The 19,474-nt window shown below is 68.4% G+C and carries 22 protein-coding genes; 13 read left to right on the forward strand and 9 right to left on the reverse strand.

The genetic code is table 11. The features are described from left to right. Nucleotides 1-36: 36 nt before the first annotated feature. On the reverse strand, nt 37-705 hold the full coding sequence (locus tag TFU_RS04185; protein WP_011291288.1) for a hypothetical protein: 669 nt from the start codon (nt 703-705) through the stop codon (nt 37-39). Then, nucleotides 702-1,232: a SigE family RNA polymerase sigma factor gene (locus TFU_RS04190; protein WP_011291289.1), complete on the reverse strand. Its 531-nt coding sequence runs from the start codon at nt 1,230-1,232 to the stop codon at nt 702-704. The genes TFU_RS04185 and TFU_RS04190 overlap by 4 nt, the downstream gene beginning before the upstream one ends. A gap of 311 nt (nt 1,233-1,543) precedes the next feature. Here TFU_RS04190 and TFU_RS04195 point away from each other — a divergent pair, with 311 nt between their 5' ends. The 6 genes from TFU_RS04195 (at nt 1,544) to era (ending at nt 6,326) form a co-directional block, all read left to right on the forward strand. Next, nucleotides 1,544-1,900, forward strand: coding sequence for a histidine triad nucleotide-binding protein (locus TFU_RS04195; RefSeq protein ID WP_011291290.1), 357 nt, complete (start codon nt 1,544-1,546; stop codon nt 1,898-1,900). 183 nt (nt 1,901-2,083) lie between these two features. Beyond that, on the forward strand, nt 2,084-3,130 hold the full coding sequence (locus TFU_RS04200; protein WP_016188373.1) for a PhoH family protein: 1,047 nt from the start codon (nt 2,084-2,086) through the stop codon (nt 3,128-3,130). Between the two features lie 63 nt (nt 3,131-3,193). Next, a complete protein-coding gene (gene ybeY, locus TFU_RS04205; protein ID WP_011291292.1) occupies nt 3,194-3,661 on the forward strand; it encodes an rRNA maturation RNase YbeY in 468 nt (155 codons plus the stop codon). Further along, nucleotides 3,658-4,977, forward strand: a complete 1,320-nt coding sequence (locus tag TFU_RS04210) for a hemolysin family protein (protein ID WP_011291293.1) — start codon at nt 3,658-3,660, stop codon at nt 4,975-4,977. Before ybeY ends, TFU_RS04210 begins: the two co-directional genes overlap by 4 nt. A gap of 19 nt (nt 4,978-4,996) precedes the next feature. Further along, nucleotides 4,997-5,368, forward strand: a complete 372-nt coding sequence (locus TFU_RS04215) for a hypothetical protein (RefSeq protein ID WP_011291294.1) — start codon at nt 4,997-4,999, stop codon at nt 5,366-5,368. A gap of 10 nt (nt 5,369-5,378) precedes the next feature. Continuing rightward, entirely contained in the window at nt 5,379-6,326 is a 948-nt protein-coding gene (gene era, locus TFU_RS04220) for a GTPase Era (RefSeq protein WP_011291295.1), read from the forward strand. Between the two features lie 19 nt (nt 6,327-6,345). Here the strand turns inward: era and TFU_RS04225 are convergent, their stop codons facing one another. After that, complete coding sequence (locus tag TFU_RS04225; protein ID WP_038043422.1) at nt 6,346-7,083, reverse strand: IclR family transcriptional regulator; 738 nt, start codon at nt 7,081-7,083, stop codon at nt 6,346-6,348. An 802-nt stretch (nt 7,084-7,885) separates the two neighbouring features. On the opposite strand from TFU_RS04225, the gene leuA reads away from it, so the two are divergent. Further along, nucleotides 7,886-9,592, forward strand: a complete 1,707-nt coding sequence (gene leuA / locus TFU_RS04230) for a 2-isopropylmalate synthase (protein ID WP_016188375.1) — start codon at nt 7,886-7,888, stop codon at nt 9,590-9,592. Between the two features lie 108 nt (nt 9,593-9,700). Here the strand turns inward: leuA and TFU_RS04235 are convergent, their stop codons facing one another. Next, nucleotides 9,701-10,564, reverse strand: coding sequence for a CAP domain-containing protein (locus tag TFU_RS04235; protein WP_011291298.1), 864 nt, complete (start codon nt 10,562-10,564; stop codon nt 9,701-9,703). Nucleotides 10,565-10,749: 185 nt separating this feature from the next. Between TFU_RS04235 and recO the strand changes: the two genes are divergently transcribed. From recO to TFU_RS04255, 4 genes are all read left to right on the forward strand, one after another. Beyond that, complete coding sequence (gene recO, locus TFU_RS04240; RefSeq protein WP_011291299.1) at nt 10,750-11,481, forward strand: DNA repair protein RecO; 732 nt, start codon at nt 10,750-10,752, stop codon at nt 11,479-11,481. Beyond that, a complete protein-coding gene (locus TFU_RS04245) occupies nt 11,478-12,326 on the forward strand; it encodes an isoprenyl transferase (RefSeq protein WP_011291300.1) in 849 nt (282 codons plus the stop codon). Before recO ends, TFU_RS04245 begins: the two co-directional genes overlap by 4 nt. Next, entirely contained in the window at nt 12,326-13,108 is a 783-nt protein-coding gene (locus TFU_RS04250) for an SGNH/GDSL hydrolase family protein (RefSeq protein WP_011291301.1), read from the forward strand. Before TFU_RS04245 ends, TFU_RS04250 begins: the two co-directional genes overlap by 1 nt. 147 nt (nt 13,109-13,255) lie before the next feature. Further along, nucleotides 13,256-14,059: an SGNH/GDSL hydrolase family protein gene (locus tag TFU_RS04255; RefSeq protein WP_011291302.1), complete on the forward strand. Its 804-nt coding sequence runs from the start codon at nt 13,256-13,258 to the stop codon at nt 14,057-14,059. Nucleotides 14,060-14,071: 12 nt separating this feature from the next. On the opposite strand, the gene TFU_RS04260 is transcribed toward TFU_RS04255, so the two are convergent. From TFU_RS04260 to TFU_RS04275, 4 genes are read right to left on the reverse strand one after another with little or no spacing between them, the layout of a single operon-like run. Continuing rightward, nucleotides 14,072-14,461: a Fur family transcriptional regulator gene (locus TFU_RS04260; protein ID WP_011291303.1), complete on the reverse strand. Its 390-nt coding sequence runs from the start codon at nt 14,459-14,461 to the stop codon at nt 14,072-14,074. Continuing rightward, nucleotides 14,458-15,351: a metal ABC transporter permease gene (locus TFU_RS04265; RefSeq protein ID WP_011291304.1), complete on the reverse strand. Its 894-nt coding sequence runs from the start codon at nt 15,349-15,351 to the stop codon at nt 14,458-14,460. The genes TFU_RS04260 and TFU_RS04265 overlap by 4 nt, the downstream gene beginning before the upstream one ends. Beyond that, the gene (locus TFU_RS04270) at nt 15,344-16,138 is read right to left on the reverse strand and encodes a metal ABC transporter ATP-binding protein (protein ID WP_011291305.1); all 795 of its coding nucleotides are present in this window, start codon (nt 16,136-16,138) and stop codon (nt 15,344-15,346) included. Before TFU_RS04270 ends, TFU_RS04265 begins: the two co-directional genes overlap by 8 nt. 31 nt (nt 16,139-16,169) lie before the next feature. Beyond that, on the reverse strand, nt 16,170-16,529 hold the full coding sequence (locus tag TFU_RS04275) for a DUF6703 family protein (RefSeq protein WP_011291306.1): 360 nt from the start codon (nt 16,527-16,529) through the stop codon (nt 16,170-16,172). 231 nt (nt 16,530-16,760) lie between these two features. Here TFU_RS04275 and TFU_RS04280 point away from each other — a divergent pair, with 231 nt between their 5' ends. Together TFU_RS04280 and TFU_RS04285 are read left to right on the forward strand one after the other, a co-directional pair. Next, nucleotides 16,761-17,063, forward strand: coding sequence for an antibiotic biosynthesis monooxygenase family protein (locus TFU_RS04280; RefSeq protein ID WP_038043423.1), 303 nt, complete (start codon nt 16,761-16,763; stop codon nt 17,061-17,063). 162 nt (nt 17,064-17,225) lie between these two features. Continuing rightward, a complete protein-coding gene (locus TFU_RS04285; RefSeq protein WP_011291308.1) occupies nt 17,226-18,614 on the forward strand; it encodes a glycine--tRNA ligase in 1,389 nt (462 codons plus the stop codon). A 60-nt stretch (nt 18,615-18,674) separates the two neighbouring features. On the opposite strand, the gene TFU_RS04290 is transcribed toward TFU_RS04285, so the two are convergent. Beyond that, complete coding sequence (locus TFU_RS04290) at nt 18,675-19,460, reverse strand: PAQR family membrane homeostasis protein TrhA (protein WP_016188381.1); 786 nt, start codon at nt 19,458-19,460, stop codon at nt 18,675-18,677. Between the last annotated feature and the right edge of the window lie 14 nt (nt 19,461-19,474).

The following is a 19,474-nucleotide window of genomic DNA, read 5'->3' on the forward strand; positions in this document are numbered from 1 at the left end:
ACGACTCTTGGCGCGCGGCCGGCACCGGGAAGCGGTTTACTGCGGGTCGCCGCCGGACGGCGGGGGCGGGGAGGCGGTCGGCGTCTTCTCCGCTCCCGGGGAGCCAGGGGATGAGGAGCCGTTCGAGCCGTCGTCCTCGGAGGGGGACGGCGACGGCTCAGGCTCGTCCGGGACAGCCGGCGACTCCGACGGGCACGGGCGTTCCGTGGCGCGGGGGTCTGCTGCGGCACCGCTGTCTGCCCGCTCCCCCGGACTGGGGGACGCGCACGCAGAGCTTCCGAAGACGGTGGGCGGTGCTTCAGCTTCCGGAGCGGACGGCGACGCTTCCGGGGCGGCCGACGGCAGTGTGGAGGGAGCCCCGTGCACCGGAGGCGGCACGACGCCTTCGGGATCGGCCGGCGCCTGCGGTGACTGCGACGGTGTCTCTTCGGCCCGCTGGGTGTCTGAAGCGGAGACGAACGACCCTGGCAGCACCTGGTTGCGGAGCTGCGGGGTCCCGAGCAGCACTGATCCGGCGATCAGCACCGCGGCGCCCACGGCGACGACCGGACGGAACCATGCCAGTCCTGTCCAGGGGAACAGGCTCCGGCGCTCGGTGCGGGCCCGGATCCGTTCCAGCGCGTCGTGGGAGATGGGAATGTCGTCGGCCGCGGCGTGCAAGGCAGCCCTGAGCCGCTTTTCGAAGTCGTCGAATTCTTCGGTCATTTCGTCTGCTCCAGGAGCTTGCGGAGCGTGGAGATACCGCGTGCCGTGTGGCTCTTCACCGCGCCACGGCTGATGCCCATGGCGTCGGCGATCTGAGCTTCGGAGAGGTCTCCGTAGTACCGCAGGACGATGGCCTCCCGCTGCCGCGTCGGTAACGCGCGCAGCGCGTTGACCACCTCGGCGCGCTCCAGTTCGTTAAGTGCACCGTGCTCAGCACTGGGGGCGTCGGGAAGCGCCTTGGGTGCGTGCTTCTCGACAACGGCTCGGTGCCGCAGGACCGACCGGGCTTTGTTGACCACCGCTTGCCGCAGATAGGAAAGCGCTTTGTTGGGGTCGCGGAGCCGCCGCCACGCCCCGTGCATGGCGACGAACGCGTCCTGTACGACTTCTTCGGCAGTGGCGACATCGCGAACGAGGAGGGCAGCGAGTCGCACCAAAGGGCGGTAGTGGTCCGAGTAGAGCTGTGTCACCGCTTGGTCGGCATCCCACCGGGCCGACACCGTAGCCGCGGGCGCTTCCACCACCATGGTTTCGCTCACGTGATGAGGACGCGGCCCCTTCTCGCCGGGTTTACGAAAGGCCATGCCGTTCTTCTCGCTTGGTCGGAGACTGCTGCTGACGGGAAAAGCGTCGATGACCTCCTTCGGCGTTGGGAGCGGGGGAGTCGGGGCCGGACAGGAGCGCGGCCGGCGCGCCGAGAACCAGGATAGTGGCGGTCATAGTGCCTCAGGTGCGGTTATGCGAGGACACGGGATCCCCGGACGCTGCCTAGTCGCGGTTTCCGGCATGATGGGACCCTGGGGCAGCACCCCCGCATTCGGCAACGGAGGGAGAAGCGGTGACCGATCGTCGGTCCGACTGCCTGTTCTGCAAGATCGTCGCCGGGGAAGTGCCCGCCGATATCGTGCGGGAGGGCGAGCGCACGATCGCCTTCCGCGACATCAACCCGCAGGCGCCCACGCACGTGCTGATCATTCCGCGGGACCACTATCCCGACATGGCCAGCGCGGGCGCTGCCGGGATCGGCCTCCTCGACGAGATCGCCCGGGAAGCCGGGGAGATCGCCCGGGCCGAGGGCATTGCGGACAGCGGGTACCGGATGGTCTTCAACACCGGTCCCGGAGCCGGGCAGACCATTTTCCACGTGCACGGCCATCTGCTCGGCGGCCGCGGACTGGAGTGGCCCCCGGGGTGATCGATCGTCCCCGTCCCGGTCGGGAGCGGTCCGGCGGACAGCCCTGGCCGGGACGGGAAAACCTCTCGGGGGATTAAGCACCCGTTGGTAGAATTGCCGAAAAGAAATGAGGCCGCAGGGGCAGGTGAGACACGGCCTCCGGACACGCGAAAGGTAGGGGCGAGACGGCCGCAAGGCCACATCATGGTCGAGTCAACGTACGCGCACACCCAGGTTAAGGTCGTCGTCCCCGAAGAGCAGATGATGCTCCATCTGCTGGGCACCGAAGACGAACTGCTCCGCGTGGTCGAAGACTCTTTCGACAGCGACATCCACGTTCGGGGTAACGAGATCACCATCAGTGGGCGCCCCGAGGACAACGCTCTCGTGGTCCGGCTCATCGAGGAATTGCTGCGGTTCGTGGAGAACGGGACCCAGATCACCCCGGACACGATCGAACGGGTCCTGGCCATGCTCCGCTCCCCCGGACCTGAGCGTCCCGCCGACGTGCTGACGATGAACATCCTGTCGGCGCGGGGGCGCACGATCCGACCCAAGACGCTGAACCAGAAGCGTTACGTCGACGCGATCGACAAGCACACCATCGTCTTCGCGATCGGCCCCGCTGGGACCGGAAAGACCTATCTGGCGATGGCCAAGGCGGTCAAGGCCTTGCAGGCCAAGGAGGTCAACCGGATCATCCTGACGCGTCCCGCGGTCGAAGCGGGAGAGCGGCTGGGCTTCCTGCCGGGCACCCTGTACGAGAAGATTGACCCCTACCTGCGTCCCCTCTACGACGCGCTGCACGACATGCTCGACCCCGACTCCATCCCCAAGCTGATGGCGGCGGGGACGATCGAGGTCGCGCCGCTGGCCTACATGCGGGGCCGTACCCTCAACGACGCTTTCATCATCCTCGACGAGGCGCAGAACACCTCGCCCGAGCAGATGAAGATGTTCCTCACCCGCCTGGGTTTCGGCTCCAAGATCGTGGTTACCGGTGACATCACCCAGGTGGACCTTCCGGAGGGCCAGGAGAGCGGACTGAGGACGGTGGAGACCATCCTCGACGGCATCGAGGACATCAGCTTCTGCCGTCTGACCAGCAACGACGTCGTCCGACACAAGCTCGTCGGCAAGATCGTGGACGCCTATGGTCGGCACGAAGCTGCACAGCGTCGCAAGCAAGGCAACGGTGCTGTGGGACGGGAGACGCACCGTCCCCATGGGACCGATTCCAGTAGCAGGTGAGCCGCGGCGCAGACCGCATGCCGCAGTGTCCCCGACACCAATGGAACAAGGCCGGTAACAGCAATGAGTATCGACGTCGCGAACGAGTCCGGCGTCCCCGCCGACGAGGAACGGCTGGCCCGACTGGCGCGCTACATCTTGGACGCCCTGCGGGTGCACCCTCTCGCGGAACTGTCCGTGCTCCTCGTTGACGAGGAGCCGATGGCGGATCTGCACGTCCGGTGGATGAATGAACCGGGACCGACCGACGTGCTCTCCTTCCCCATGGACGAGCTCCGCCCGGGCGCTCCGGGGCGGACGTCCGAACCGGGGATCCTGGGGGATGTGGTCATCTGCCCGCAGGTTGCCGCCCGGCAGGCGGAGCGGGCCGGGCACAGCATGCAGGACGAGATCGACCTGCTGTGCACGCACGGGATCCTGCACTTGCTCGGCTACGACCACGCCGAGCCGGATGAGCACCGGGAGATGTTCAGCCTGCAGAACGAGCTGCTGGCGGGCTGGCGACGAAGTTTGGAAGAAGAGGAACGGTGAACGGGGCCGCCGGCACGGGGAGTGTCTTCGGACTGGCGGTCTTGCTGATCTGCGGCGCGGCTTTCTTCGTCGCGGCGGAGACCGCGTTCAGCCGCACGGTGCGGTTGGGGGGCAAGGCGCCGAGCCGCGACCATTCCGCGACCCGCCGCCTGCGTCGGGTCGCGGCGGACCCGGCCTACCATCTCAACACGGCGCTGCTGCTCCGGGTCTGCTGCGAGGTGGGGGCCACCCTGGCGTTGGCGGTGGGCTTCCTCACCTGGCTGGGGTTGACCTGGGGGGCGGTCGCCCTCACCGCGGTGGTGACGGTGCTGGTCGACTACGTGCTGGTTGGGGTGATTCCCCGGATTCTGGCGCGGAGGTTCCCCGGGCCTACCGCGGAGGTCGCCGCCGCCGTCGTCGGCCCGGCAACAGTGGTGCTGGGCCCGGTAGCCCGGCTCCTGGTGCGGGCCGGCCAGCTGCTCCTGCCGCGCGGCGGCACCGACCGGGAGGGGCCGTTTGCGACCGAGGAGGAGCTCCGCCACTTGGTGGACCTGGCCGAACGGGGGCACGTCATCGACCCCGAGGAGCGCCAGATGATCCACTCGGTGTTCCAGCTCGACGACACCACGGTGCGCGAGGTGATGATCCCGCGCCCCGACATTGTCTTCCTCGAAGGCAACGTCTCCATTGAGGAAGCCCTGGAAAAGGCGTTGAGCAGCGGATATTCGCGCATCCCGGTGATTGGGGAGAGCCTTGACGACGTCATCGGCATCGTCTACCTCAAGGACCTGGTGGCGCGCCTGTACGATGCGTGGCGCGCGAACGGCGGCGCTCCCGCCCCGGGGCGAACGATCCGCGACGTCATGCGCGAACCCACCTACGTGCCGGATTCCAAGCCCGTCGACGAACTGCTGCGGGAGATGCAGCAGCAGCGCATCCACTTGGCAGTGGTGATCGACGAGTACGGTGGCACCGCGGGAATCGTCACGATCGAGGACATTGTGGAGGAGATCGTCGGGGAGATCACCGACGAGTACGACGACGAAGTCCCCCCGATCGAATGGCTGGACGACAACCGTGCCCGGGTGACTGCGCGGCTGCCGCTGGGTGAGCTCGCGGAACTGTTCGGCGTGGAGATCGACGCGCCGGATGTGGATACGGTCGGCGGGCTGCTCGCCTACGCACTCGGCCGGGTGCCTGTGCCCGGATCCCAGGCAGAGTATGCAGGACTGCGGCTGGTCGCGGAGGATCCGGCGCGCCGCCGTCGCAAGACCGCCACGGTCTTAGTGGAACGGCTGCCCGCCGCCGTGGAATCCACTGATCCGGACCAGTCTTGACCGCAGAAAGGCTATTTCCGTGAGTAACACTGCCCACGAGCTTTCCAACCCCGAGGACACCAAGCTCATCACCCTGGCCCGCTCGTCCCGGGCCCGCAACAGCGCTGCCGAGGGCGCGGCCGTGCGGGACGAGACCGGCCGCACCTATGTGGCCACCACCGTGTCCCTGCCGTCGCTCCAGTTGAGCGCGGTGCAGGCTGCCGTGGCTGCCGCGGTGTCCAGCGGGGCCCAGCGTCTCGAAGCGGCCGTGGTCGTCACCGAAGCCGCGGAGTGGACCGAGGCGGACCGTGCAGTGGCAGCCGACCTCAACACCGAGACCCTGGTGGTGGCCGCGCCCGACGGTACCCCGGTCCGTGTGGAGCAGGGCGCAGCAGGCCGCGGGAACCGGTGAGACTGGAACCATGGACGATCTCGACACCACGACACCGCTTTCCGCACCGACGCAACAGGAGGGTTTCCGCAGCGGTTTCGTCTGCTTCATCGGGCGGCCCAACGTCGGCAAGTCGACGCTGATGAACGCTCTGGTCGGCCGGAAAGTAGCGATCACCAGCGACCGGCCGCAGACCACGCGGCGCACGATCCGCGGCATCGTGCACCGCGAGAACGCGCAGTTGATCATCGTGGACACGCCGGGCCTCCACAAGCCGCGCACCCTGCTCGGGGAGCGGCTGGACAGCCTGGTGCGCTCCACCCTGGTCGAGGTCGACGTGATCGGCTTCTGCATCCCCGCGGACGAGCCGATCGGCCGCGGCGACACCTATATCGCCAGGGAGCTCGCCCAGCAGAAGGAGACCCCGGTGGTGGCGATCGTCACCAAGACCGACAAGGCCCGGCGGGCCCAGATCGCCCAGCAACTGGTGGCGGTCTCCGAACTCGGGGACTGGGCCGACATCGTCCCAGTTTCCGCGGCGAGCGGCTTCCAGCTCGACGAGCTGGTCGACGTGCTCTGCAGCCACCTGCCGGAAGGGCCGCCGCTGTACCCGGACGGCGACCTCACCGACGAGCCCGAGGAGATCCTCGTGGCGGAGCTGGTCCGGGAGGCCGCACTGGCAGGGGTGCGGGAAGAGCTGCCGCATTCGATCGCGGTCGTGGTCGACGAGATGGTGCCGCGCGAAGACCGGGACCTCATCGAGATCTACGCTTCGCTCTACGTGGAGCGGCCCAGCCAGAAGGCGATCGTCATCGGTACGAAAGGCTCCCGGCTACGTGAGGTCGGCACCCGGGCACGCCGGCAGATCGAGGCGCTGCTGGGCAGCCGCGTGTACTTGGACTTGCGGGTGCGGGTCGCCAAAGACTGGCAGAGCGACCCCAAGCAGTTGCGCCGGCTCGGTTTCGACCAGCAGGTGTGACGCGGGCCTGGGCCGCAGGTCACCGCGCCTGGTTGTTGAGGTCGTCGGCGAGTTCGCGGGCGACCTCCCGGACCACGGGAGCGGCTTTGGCCACGAAATCCCAGGTCATCCTGGACTCGGGGCCGGAGATGGAGATGGCCATCATCGCCGGGCCGCCGACGACCGGCACGGCAAGGCAGCGCACGCCGACTTCCTGTTCGCCGTCGTCGATGGCGTAGCCGCGGCTGCGGATACGGGCCAGTTCGGCCGCGAACTCGTCCGGGGTGGTGATGGTGCGGTCGGTGGCCGCGGGCATCCCGGTGCGGCGGACGATGGCCAGGGCTTCGTCGTCGGGGAGCTGGGCGAGGAGCGCTTTGCCGACGCCCGCCGAGTGCGGCAGCACCCTGCGTCCCACTTCGGTGAACATGCGCATGGCGTGCGCGGAGGGCACTTGGGCGACGTAGACGACCTGGTCGCCGTCGAGCATGGCCAGGTTGGCGGTCTCGCCGAGCTCGTCGACGAGGCGAGCGAGGTGCGGGCGGGCCCAGGCGCCGAGCAGGCGGGACGCGCTCTCTCCGAGGCCGATGAGACGGGGGCCGAGAGCGTAGCGGCGGGACGGCAGTTGCCGCACGTAGCCGTTGCTGACCAGGGACCGCACGATGCGGTGGATGGTGGGCAGGGGCAGCCCGGACGACTGCGCGAGTTCGCTGAGCGAGGTCTCCCCGCCCGCCTCGGCCATGATTTCGAGCAGACAGAACGCGCGGTCAAGGGACTGCACGCCACCTGAGCGTTCCCGTTTGCCCGCGGTGACGGTGGTCCCGTTCATGCCGTCGAGTCCGGCGTCACCGGTCGCTGTCTGTGACGTGGTCATAGGAAGTCAGCTCCCATCGCCGTGACCGACTGCGCTGGCGGCCACATGAGTTCTCGGGACCCTTATTCTGCGGTATCCGGGCGGCCATCTGCGGGCATGGCGCCCGTGTTGCGTGGTACGGCAGCGCGGTTGCCGCCTCAAGGCTGAACGGCTTGTGGAGTGCGCGGGCAGCACAGACCGCACCACGTGCTTTCGAAGTGTAGAAGTCAGACTCCGGCATGCGGAAGTAGTGGCGGGCGGGGGGAACGGCCGACTCCGGCCACGGAGCTCGACCAGGCCGCGGTCGTTGCTGTGGGGCGTACCCCGGCGCCTGGGAGCGGGTACTGTCGATGGCCAGTGCGGTCCTGCGCGGCAGGGCTGCTGCCGTGTGCGGCCGGGGAGGGGGACCCAGGGGCCGCGGCGCGGCAGCCGGCGGGACCATCCGGACAGCATGCACCGGACCGAACCTGCCGGAGTCGATGCAGTTCACCGAGGGGAAAACCAGGCGTCGCAGACCCGCGGCACGCCCATGAGCAGTCTCACACTGCGGGCTCCCCGTCCCACTTCGCTCAGCAGTCTGCTAACGTGGCCTTTGTCATGCTGCGTGAGCTGCTCCTGCTTAGCGGCCGCGGCGGGGGCCGATAAGGGCCGGCTCCCTCGCCGCGGAGGTTCGACCTGTCTGCTGTCGGCCGCACGACCGCAAGAAAAAGTCTCACGGGAGCGTATTCACATGATTCCGCAGCAACAGCCGAGTGGCATGCCGTTCCACCGCTACCAGCCGTTCAAGCCGGTCGACCTGCCTGACCGAACCTGGCCCTCGAAGACCATCACCAAAGCTCCTCGCTGGCTCTCCACTGACCTGCGCGACGGCAACCAGGCGCTGATCGAGCCCATGGACACCGAGCGCAAGCGCGAGATCTTCGACCTGCTGGTCCGCATGGGCTACAAGGAGATCGAGGTCGGTTTCCCCGCAGCCAGCCAGACCGACTACGACTTCGTGCGGTACCTGATCGAAGAGGACCGCATCCCCGACGACGTGCAGATCTCGGTGCTGACGCAGGCACGCGAGGAGCTGATTGAACGCACCGTCCAGAGCCTGGTCGGCGCCAAGCGGGCCACCGTCCACCTGTACAACGCGACGTCGCCGGAGTTCCGCCGCATCGTCTTCGGCGTGAACCGCGAAGAGTGCAAGGGCATCGCGGTGGAAGGCACCCGCACCGTCCTGAAGTTCGCCGAGCAGTACCTCAAGGACACCGAGTACTTCGGCTACGAGTACTCGCCGGAGATCTTCATCGACACCGAGCTGGAGTTCGCACTCGAAGTGTGCGAAGCCGTCATGGACGTCTACCAGCCGGGTCCGGACCGGGAGATCATCCTCAACCTGCCCGCCACGGTCGAGCGCGCCACCCCGAACGTGTACGCCGACCAGATCGAGTGGATGAGCCGCAACCTGTCCCGCCGCGAGTACGTGTGCCTGTCCGTGCACCCGCACAACGACCGCGGCACCGCAGTGGCCGCCGCTGAGCTGGCGGTGATGGCGGGCGCCGACCGGGTCGAAGGCTGCCTGTTCGGCCACGGCGAGCGCACCGGCAACGTATGCCTGGTGACCCTGGGCCTGAACCTGTTCAGCCAGGGCATCGACCCGATGATCGACTTCTCCAACATCGACGAGATCCGCCGTACGGTCGAGCACTGCACCCAACTGCCGGTCAACCCCCGCCACCCCTACGGCGGCGACCTGGTGTACACCGCGTTCTCCGGCTCCCACCAGGACGCCATCAAGAAGGGCTTCCACGCCCTGGAGGCCGACGCTGCTGCGGCGGGCGTCCCTGTGGACGAGTACCGGTGGAACATGCCGTACCTGCCCATCGACCCCAAGGATGTGGGCCGCACCTACGAGGCGGTCATCCGGGTCAACAGCCAGTCCGGCAAGGGCGGGGTCTCCTACGTCCTGCAGCGCGACTACTCCATCGACCTGCCGCGCCGTCTGCAGATCGAGTTCTCCCGCGTGGTGCAGCAGTTCGCTGATGCCGAGGGCGGCGAGTTCAGCGGGGAGCGCATCTGGGAGATCTTCACCGACACCTACCTGTCCGAGGGCGTGGTCGGGGTCATGGCGTACCGCTCGGAGACGAGCGAGGACGGCGAGTACTGCATCAGCGCCGACGTCCGGCTGCGCGGCGAGATTCGTGAGATCACCGGCACCGGCAACGGCCCGATCTCCGCGTTCGTGGACGCGCTGGCCGGTGTGGGCTTCAAGCTGCGGGTCCTGGACTACAGCGAGCACGCGTTGAGCGAGGGCGGCGACGCCCGCGCCGCGGCCTACGTCGAAGCCGAAGTCGACGGAAACGTCCTGTGGGGTGTGGGGATCAGCAGCAACATCACGACAGCCTCGCTGAAGGCGGTGTGCAGCGCGGTCAACCGGGCCCAGCAGAGCTGACCTGAGCGCGGCGGATCGGTCGCGGTGCCGCCGCGGCGCGTCCGCCTGACTGTTCGAGAACAGGCACAGGCCCCGCCCGATACGGGCGGGGCCTGTTGGCGTGCTCGACTATTCGCGGCCGAACATCTGGGTCCAGGCGCCGTTGGACTCGCCCACCCCCAGCGCGCGGTTGCTGCAGTTGAGGATGTTTCTGCGGTGGCCCGGACTGTTCATCCAGTCGCGCATGACCTGTGCGGCGGTGCGCTGCCCTTTAGCGATGTTCTCCCCGGACCACGCGTGGTAGCCGTGTTCCCGGGCGCGGTCGTCGGGGGTGCGGCCGTCCAGACTGGTGTGCGACATGTAGTTGTTGCGGTCCATGTCCTCGCTGTGCGCCTGTGCGGCGGCGGTCAGCCGGTCGTCGGCCCGGACGGGGGGACAGCCCGCTGCGGCGCGCTCTTCGTTGACCAGCGCGAAAACTTGGGCGCTCAACGCGTTCATGCTTCCGGTGGACCCGCTCCGGGACGAAGGGGCGGACGAGGATCCCGAACCTCCGCCTCCGGAACCGCTTTGCCCACCCGATCCCGTACTGCTGCCAGAGGAGGCCTCCTCTTCGGCGCTGTTCTGCTCCTCAGCCTGGGTTTTCACCCCGTCACGCCGTTGCTCGGCCTGCACGTTGGGGGGAGGACTGGGGGAGGGGATGGGCGGTGCCGCTTCCGCTTCCGCGCTGGGGAAGAAGGGGGTGGGCACCGCGGCGTCGTTGGGAAGCAGTGACCCGGGTGCATAAGAGGACGGATCACTGCTGGGCATGCGCATCGACCCGAACACCAGCACCGCGGCCAGCACCAACCCTACGGGGAGGGCGAGGAGCGCGGTGAGCAGTGTGCCGCTTATCCGGCGCCGTCGTAGGGGAGGACGCCTGCGGCGGCGCCGGGAGGGCGGTGGGCGGCGCCGATGCGACCGGGAGCCGAGCGGGGATTGCTCGTCCTCGGACATTCGCCTGCCTCCGTTCGTGAGGGGACCTCGGACGGGGGATGCGGGATTTTCCGTTGGGGGATGATGGTAGACGACGAAAAACCCCAAAGTGTTATCCGTCCGAAATATGTCACAGGATTGCGGCGGGCGAAAAGTGGGAATGAGGACAGGCCGTTGCGGTCCGTCGCATCGGTGACAATGGGAGAGTGAGCCTCTACCGAGATGAAGGCATCGTCCTTCGTACTCAGGACCTAGGAGAGGCCGACCGGATCGTGACTCTGCTGACCCGGCGCACCGGGTTGGTCCGCGCGGTCGGCAAGGGGGTGCGCCGCACCCGGTCCCGCTTCGGGGCGCGCCTCGAACCGTTCACCCACATCGACGTGCAACTCCACGCCGGCAAGAGCCTTGACGTGGTCACGCAGGTCGACACCCTGCACGCGTACGGGAGTGTCCTGGTCACCGACTATCCACGCTACACCGCGGGGGTCGCGATGCTGGAGACCGCAGAAAAGGTCGTGAGCGTGGAGAAAGACCCGGCGCTGCGGCAGTTCCTGCTGCTGTGGGGCGGACTGCGGACCCTCGCCGAGGGCGCGCACGACCCCCGCCTGGTCCTCGACGCCTACCTGCTGCGCTCCCTCGCCGTCGCCGGCTATGCCCCCGCTCTGGAAGAATGTGCCCATTGCGGTGTGCCGGGACCGCACCGGGAGTTCGCGGTGCACGCCGGGGGTATGGTGTGCTCGCTGTGCCGTCCCGCGGGCTCGGTCAAGCCGTCCCCCGCAGCAGTGGCGCTGATGGTGGCGCTGCTGCGCGGTGACTGGGAGAGCGCCGATGCGAGCGCTGAGCGGGACCGCACCGAATGCAGCGGCCTGGTCGCCGCCTATCTCCAGTGGCACCTGGAGAACGGAGTCCGATCTTTGCGCCTTGTGGAGCGTGCGTGAGTCCCAAGACCGTCTTCTCGACCGACACCCACCGGGAGCCGATACCCCCGCAACCGCACCCCAGCGGGGCTCGGCCACCCCAGTTACCCCGAGAACTCATTCCCCGGCACGTGGCAATCGTCATGGACGGCAACGGCCGCTGGGCCAAGCAGCGCGGCCTGCCCCGTACTGAAGGGCACAAGGCGGGCGAGTCCTCCCTGTTCGACGTGATCGAGGGAGCGCTGGAGCTCGGCGTGCCCTACCTGTCCGCCTACGCGTTCTCCACGGAGAACTGGAAGCGCTCCCCGGACGAGGTGCGCTTCCTCATGGGGTTCAACCGCGACGTGATCCGACGCCGCCGTGACGAGCTGCACGCACGCGGGGTGCGGGTGCGCTGGGCGGGACGGCCGGGACGGCTGTGGAAGAGCGTCATCAAAGAGCTCACCGAAGCCGAAGAGCTGACCAAGCACAACACCAAGCTCACGCTGCAGTTCTGCGTGAACTACGGGGGCCGTGCCGAGATCGCGGACGCGGCCGCGGCCCTGGCCCGGGATGTGGCTGCCGGCCGCCTCTCCCCCAACCGGGTCACCGAGGCCACGCTCGCTCGCTACCTGTACCACCCGGACATCCCCGACGTGGACCTGTTCATCCGTTCCTCCGGGGAGCAGCGCCTCTCCAATTTCCTGCTCTGGCAGTCGTCGTACGCGGAATTCGTGTTCCTCGACACGCTCTGGCCCGACTTCGACCGGCGGCACTTCTGGCAGGCCTGCGAGATCTACGCCCGCCGGGACCGTCGCTACGGGGGAGCCGAACCCAACCCGGTGGGGCCGCCGCAGTCCGCTGCCGGAGCGCAGGGGCAGGACTGATGGGAGCGCTCGCCCCTGGGATGCCGGTGGACTACGTGGCCATCGGCGACAGTTTCACCGAAGGCGTGGGGGACTGGTACCCCGACGGCACCCCGCGCGGCTGGGCGGACCGGTTCGCCGACCGCCTGGCGGAGTACAGCGGACAGTTGCGTTACGCCAATCTCGCGGTGCGCGGCAGGCTGCTGCGCCAGGTCATGGAGGAGCAGCTGCCCCGCGCTTTGGAGTTGGCCCCCACCCTGGTGACGTTCAGCGCGGGCGGAAACGACCTGCTCCGCCCGAGCGGCGACCCGGACCGGCTGGCGCGGGCCCTGGAGATCGGGGTGCGTCAGCTCCGCGCGTCCGGCGCCGAGGTGGTGCTGTTCACCGGGGTCAACATCGCCACCGGGTACATGCGCGGGCTGATCGGCCGGTTCGCCCGCTACTACCTCAACATCCGCGCGATCGCGGACCGCTACGGCTGCTTCCTCGTCGACCAATGGTCTATGCCTGTGTTCCGGGACCCGCGGGCCTGGGACACCGACCGGCTGCACCTGTCGGCGGAGGGGCACCGCCGGTTGGCGCTGCGGGTGTGCGAAGTCGTGGGGGTGCCGGTCGACGAGGACTGGAACGCCCCGTGGCCGCCGGCCGCTCCAGTGTCGCGCGCGCAGGCGTGGCGGGAGGATGCGCGCTGGGTCCGCCAGTATCTGGTGCCGTGGATCCACCGGCGGCTGACCGGCCGTTCGTCCGGGGACACGGTGACCGCAAAGCGTCCGGTGTTGGAGAAGTACCCGCCGCAGGACTAGGGGCGGCGCCCCTGCCCGCACTACGCGCAGCGGGGGCAAAACCCCTGATCGGCAGGGGGAGCGCGGGTGTGAGGGCCGCGACAAAATCCGGTAATCCACAAACCTACTGTCGCGTAACCGTGGATTTACCGTGCATGATCCTCTAATATGAGCGGCTTTACTCTCGGGAAGGACATCCTCTCCTACGTGGCTGTCGGTGACAGCTTCACTGAAGGACTCGACGACCCCTACCCGGACAGCGCGCGCTTCCCCCAGGGCCGGTACCGCGGGTGGGCGGACCGCTTCGCCGAACACCTGGCCCGGCACGTGCGCGAGGTGCGCTACGCCAACCTCGCGGTGCGTGGCAAACTCCTGCGCCAGATCCTTACCGAACAGCTCCCCCGAGCCGTGGAACTCCGCCCCGACCTCGTCACGCTCTGCGCGGGCGGCAACGACATCCTCCGCCCCGGCTCCGACCCGGACACGCTGGCCGACGCGTTCGAGGGCGCGGTGCGCCAACTGCGCGACACCGGAGCGGACGTCGTGATCTTCACGGGGTTCGACACCGGGTTCCAACCGGTCATGCGGCACCTGCGGGGCAAGATCGCCACCTACAACATGCACCTGCGCGGCATCGCCGACCGCTACCACTGCCGTGTCGTGGACCTGTGGAGCATGAAGATCTTCCAGGACCGCCGCGCCTGGAGCGACGACCGGCTGCACCTGTCGGCGGAGGGGCACCGCCGCTTGGCGCTGCGGGTGTGCGAAGTGATGGGGGTGCCGGTCGACGAGGACTGGAACGCCCCGTGGCCGCAAGAACCGCCGGCGCCCTGGCACCAGGCCCGGCAGGAGGACCTGCGCTGGGCCCGCCAGCACCTGGTGCCGTGGATCCACCGGCGGTTGACGGGCCGCTCCTCCGGCGACGGAGTGCGGCCCAAACGCCCGAACCTGGAACCGCTGGTCCGGCGGTGACGTCCCGCGGAATCAGGTGCGGGGCTTGGCCGCGGCACAGTCGGAGCAGGTACCGAAGAGTTCCAATGTGTGGGTGAGGTCGACGAAGCCGTGCTGGGCGGCGAGTTCGTCCGCCCAGCTTTCCACTGCCGGGCCTTCAATCTCCACGGCTTTGCCGCAGTCCCGGCAGACCAAGTGGTGGTGGTGCGTGGGGGTACTGCAGGCCCGGTAGACGGCTTCACCTTCGTCCGTCATCAGGACATCCACTTCACCCGCATCGGTGAGTGCCTGCAGGGCGCGGTAGACAGTGGTCAGGCCGATCTTGGCGCCGTCAGCCCGCAAAGACGCGTAGAGGTCTTGAGCGCTGCGAAAGCCGTTGCTCTTGTGCAGGGCCTGGCGGACAGCCTCACGACGTGAGCTCATGGCGAAACACTCCCCGGATCAGTCCCGGAAATCGTACCCACCGCCGGAGGAGACTCCGCCTCAGGGACGGTTCGGAATCGCCTGCGGCGCAGCAGGATTCCGCCTCCTGCGGCGGTAACGAACAGTGCGATCGCGACCAGCACGATGGCGGCGCCCGGCGCGGTGTCGGTGTAGTACGCGGTGGAGAGACCGGTGAGTGCAGCGAGCACGCCGAGGAGCACCGCCAGTCGTACCGTGGCCCGAAAACTACGGGTGAGCTGCTGGGCCGCAGCCACCGGAACAACCATCAGCGCGCTGACGAGCAGCACCCCCACGACCCGCATCGCCAAGACCACGGTGACCGCGGCGACGACCGCGAGCACTGTGCTGAGGAAGCGGACCGGGATGCCGTGCACCCGGGCCAGCTCCTCGTCTTGGCAGAGGACGAAGAGCTCCCGTCCGAAGTAGCCCAGGACCGCGAGGACGGCGACGGCGAGCAGGGCGACCAGGACCACGTCCTGCGGGCTCACCGTGCTGACCGAGCCGAACAGGAAGGACGTAAGGTCGGCGCTGGTCGCTCCGGGGGCCAGCCCGGTGAGGAAGACGCCCCCGGCGATCCCGCCGTAGAACAGCAGCGCCAGGGCGAGGTCCCCGCTGGTCCGGGTGTGGGTGCGGACGAGTTCGATGAGCACTGCGCCGACCGCGGAGACGACGAGCGCGGTCAGCACGGGGGAGGTGTGGGTGAGGAACCCCAGCCCTACCCCGGTCAGCGCCACGTGTCCGATCCCGTCGCCGAGCAGGGCGAGCCGGCGCTGGACGAGGAACACCCCGATGACGGGGGCGGTCATGCCGACCAGGGCGGATGTGATGAAGGCGCGGACCATGAAGTCGAGCTGGAGTATCTCAGGCACGGCGTGAGACCTCAATGTACGAAAGGGTGGGCGGAGGACGTCCGGTGTCGGTGCGGGAGTGGTCGCGGCCCGAGCAGCAGCCGTGGTCCGAGTGCTGCGGCGCACCGTCACTGACCAGTGTGCCGTTCTCCAGGGTGAGGGCCCGGCCGATCAAAGGTTCGAGCGGTCCGAGTTCGTGGAGGACCAGCAGGATGGTGGCGCCCCGCGCGGCGAGGCTTTCGATCGTGCGGGCCAGGGCCTGCTGGTTGGCCGCGTCCACCCCGGCCATGGGCTCGTCCATGACGAAGATGTCGGGCTCCCCGGCAAGGGCACGGGCGATGAGGACGCGCTGCTGCTGGCCTCCGGACAGGTGGTAGACGGAGTCGTCGGCGCGGTCGAGCAGTCCTACCGCGGTCAGCGCCTCGGTGACCGCGTCCCGGTCGTGCGCGGTGAGGGGGCGGAATCGGCGGCGCCGGTTGATCCGCCCGGAAGCGACGATTTCGCGCACGGTCGCCGGGACACCGCCGCCGACGGAGAGGCGTTGCGGCACGTAGCCGATCTGCGCCCAGTCACGGAAGCGGCGGAGCGGGGTCCCGCCGATCCACACCTGTCCACCGGAGAGCGGCACCACGCCGAGCAGGGCGCGGACCAGGGTGGACTTGCCTGACCCGTTCGGTCCCATGACGGCGACGGTCTCTCCTCGGGCGATCTCGAAGGAGACGTCGCGCAGCACGGGCTTGCCGTCGTACGCTACGGCGACGTCGCGTGCGGTGAAGGCAGGCGCGGTGGGCAGGCTCGATGACGACACTTTTTCAGTGTCGCGAAAACGAAAATGATTGTCAAAATATCCCGGATTGGAGTACTCCGAGCCCGAGGAGCACCGCCACCACGACGCACCGCATCGCTCGCTCAGCCGACGACAGCCGCGGCCAGGCCAGGTAGCCCAGCCAGGCGAAGAACAGGGCCAGCAGGACGAGGAGCAGCGCGCCCACGATCCCGGTCAGCAGCAGGCCGGAGAAGAACACCCCGACCACGGCGACAGGCAGGACCCACCCGGGGGCGTGGTGCAGGACGAGCAGGGGGAGCGCGCTCCGCTCCTCCACGGCGCGGCGTAGTCGGGACACTTCAGCAGCGGCAGAGGGCTCCTCGTCCGGGAGACGGCGACCAGCGGGCTCAGTGTGGTGCTCTTTGGGGGACACCCGGCTTTCCTCCACAGCATTGGGGCGACGGTCTAAGCGTACTGAGTGACGGCCTCACCGCCGAGGGGTTGCAGCAGCGGGACGGGCGGTGCCCGGAGTACCGCGAGGACCGTGCGGCGCTTCTAGTCGAGGAGCGCCCGCACGGCACCGCACCCTCTGCCCGCTGTGGGCCGGGCGACGTCCGCTGCGGCTGGATCTGCGCCGCATCACCCGCTATGGCACCATGGCGTGGTGATCGTCATCACCAGACACACCGTCGCCACCGAAGACTCTGAGGAGTTCGTCGCCCACGCCAAAGCGGCGCTGGACGTGCTGTCGCAGAGGCCCGGCTACCGCCGGGGGTCCCTGGCACGCGCGGTCGACGACCCCACGCTGTGGACGGTGGTCACCGAATGGGACGGGCCGGGCTACTACCGCCGGGCGCTCTCCCACTACGACGTCAAGGTCACCGCGGTACCGCTGCTGTCCACCGCCCACGACGAGCCCAGTGCGTTCGAGACCCTGGCCCGCCAGGCGCCCGCGGCGGAGGACTGACGCACGGCACTGCGGGACCGCAGACACTCGGCAAAACAGACAAGTCGCTGAGCGGCATAAAGTCGGTGGTGAGTCCAATAGGCTTGAGGACCGTACCTATTTCGAGCGTCGCGCCTTTCCGCGATCCGCCGACCGCCAGCCGGATGGATGGAGTCAATCACTATGGCCGCTAAGTCAGAGGCAATGGACACCCTGGTCAGTCTTGCCAAGCGCCGGGGATTGGTCTACCCCTCGAGCGAGATCTACGGGGGTCTGCGCGCCTCGTGGGACTACGGCCCTCTGGGCGTGGAGCTGAAGAACAACGTCAAGCGCCAGTGGTGGCGCGCCATGGTCCAGGAGCGTGAGGACATCGTCGGCCTCGACTCCTGCGTCATCCTGGCCCGTGAGGTCTGGGAGGCGTCCGGCCACGTCGACGCCTTCGTCGACCCGCTCACCGAGTGCCAGTCCTGCCACAAGCGCTTCCGTGCCGACCACCTCACCGAGGCCTACGAGGCCAAGCACGGCAAGCCTCCGGCGAACGGACTGGCGGACCTCAACTGCCCTCACTGCGGCGCTAAGGGTGCGTTCACCGAGCCGCGGATGTTCAGCGGTCTGCTGCGCACCTACGTGGGACCGGTGCAGGACGAGAGCGGCCTGGCGTTCTTGCGCCCGGAGACCGCGCAGGGCATTTTCATCAACTACAAGAACGTCGAGCAGTCGTCGCGCCGGAAGATCCCGTTCGGAATCGCCCAGATCGGCAAGTCGTTCCGTAACGAGATCACCCCGGGCAACTTCATCTTCCGCACCCGCGAGTTCGAGCAGATGGAGGTGGAGTTCTTCGTCCGGCCGGGAACGGACGAGGAATGGCACCAGTACTGGATCGACACGCGGCTGCAGTGGTACATCGACCTGGGGATCAACAAGGACAACCTGCGGCTGTACGAGCACCCGAAGGAGAAGCTGTCCCACTACTCCAAGCGGACCGTGGATATCGAGTACCGGTTCAACTTCGCCGGGAGCGAGTGGGGCGAGCTGGAGGGCATCGCCAACCGCACTGACTACGACCTGTCCACGCACTCCAAGAGGTCGGGCACGGACTTGTCCTACTTCGACCAGGAGACCAACACACGGTTCATCCCTTACGTGATCGAGCCGTCGGCGGGTGTCGACCGGACGATGCTCACCTTCCTGCTCGACGCCTACACCGAGGACGAGGCGCCGAACGCCAAGGGCAAGATGGAGAAGCGCGTCGTCATGCGGCTGGACCCGCGGCTGGCCCCGGTCAAGGCGGCGGTGCTGCCGCTGTCGCGCAACGCGGACCTGTCGCCGAAGGCCCGGGACTTGGCCGCGAAGCTGCGCAAGCGGTGGAACGTGGAGTTCGACGACGCCGGGGCGATCGGCCGCCGCTACCGCCGCCAGGACGAGATCGGCACCCCGTTCTGCGTGACGATCGACTTCGACACGCTGGAAGACAACGCGGTGACGGTCCGCGAGCGCGACTCGATGGCTCAGGAACGCATCTCGATCGACCAGGTCGAGCAGTACCTCGCGGAGCGGCTCGCCGGGTGCTGACCCGTACGGCGGTCCGTTGACGTTGCGGCCCTGGACCGTTTTGGTCCGGGGCCGCAGTGGTTACTGCGCCGGTGCGGCGGCGGTGACGACGGCGAACACCGCGATGTACTGGCAGGCGAAGGCCGCAATGGTCAGCACGTGGAAGATTTCGTGGAAGCCGAACCAGCGCGGGAACGGGTCGGGGCGTTTCAGCGCGTACACCAGAGCGCCGAGGCTGTAAAGGATTCCTCCGGTGAGGACGAGCAGCAGGGGGACGGCTGCCACGCCGCGGATCAGGTCGGGCAGGAACAGGACGGCGATCCACCCCAGGGCCACGTACAGCGTGGTGGACAGCCAGCGCGGGGCGTGGAGCCACACCAGGGTGAACAGGACTCCGGCCGCGGCGCATCCCCAGATCAGGGCTAGCATCGCGGTGCGCTGGGTCCCGTCGAGGACGAGCAGGACGAACGGCGTGTAGGTGCCGGCGATGATCAGGTAGATGTTGGCGTGGTCGAGGCGGCGGAGTGCAGCCGCGGTCCGGGGGGACCAGCGGCCGATGTGGTAGGCCGCTGAGGTGCTGAACAGCAAGACCGCGCTGAGGCCGTAGATTGCGCTGGCGAGCCGGGCCGCAGTGGTGGGCGCAAACCCGATGAGGATGATGCCTGCGATGAGGGCCAGGGGGGCGGTGCCTAAATGCAGCCAGCCGCGTAGGCGAGGCTTGGCCGAGTGCAGGAGGTGGGCGGCGGCCGCCTCGACCCGGGTGAGCGGGGTCGGGGAGGGGTGCGGGCGTTCTGCTGGGGGGCGGTTTTCCGGCTGTGCAGCCACGTTCTTCTGTGCCACCTCTCCTTCGTGGGCGCCGAGCGGCATTGCTTCTGGAGCGT

The sequence above is a fragment of the Thermobifida fusca YX genome (assembly GCF_000012405.1).
Lineage (GTDB): Bacteria > Actinomycetota > Actinomycetes > Streptosporangiales > Streptosporangiaceae > Thermobifida > Thermobifida fusca.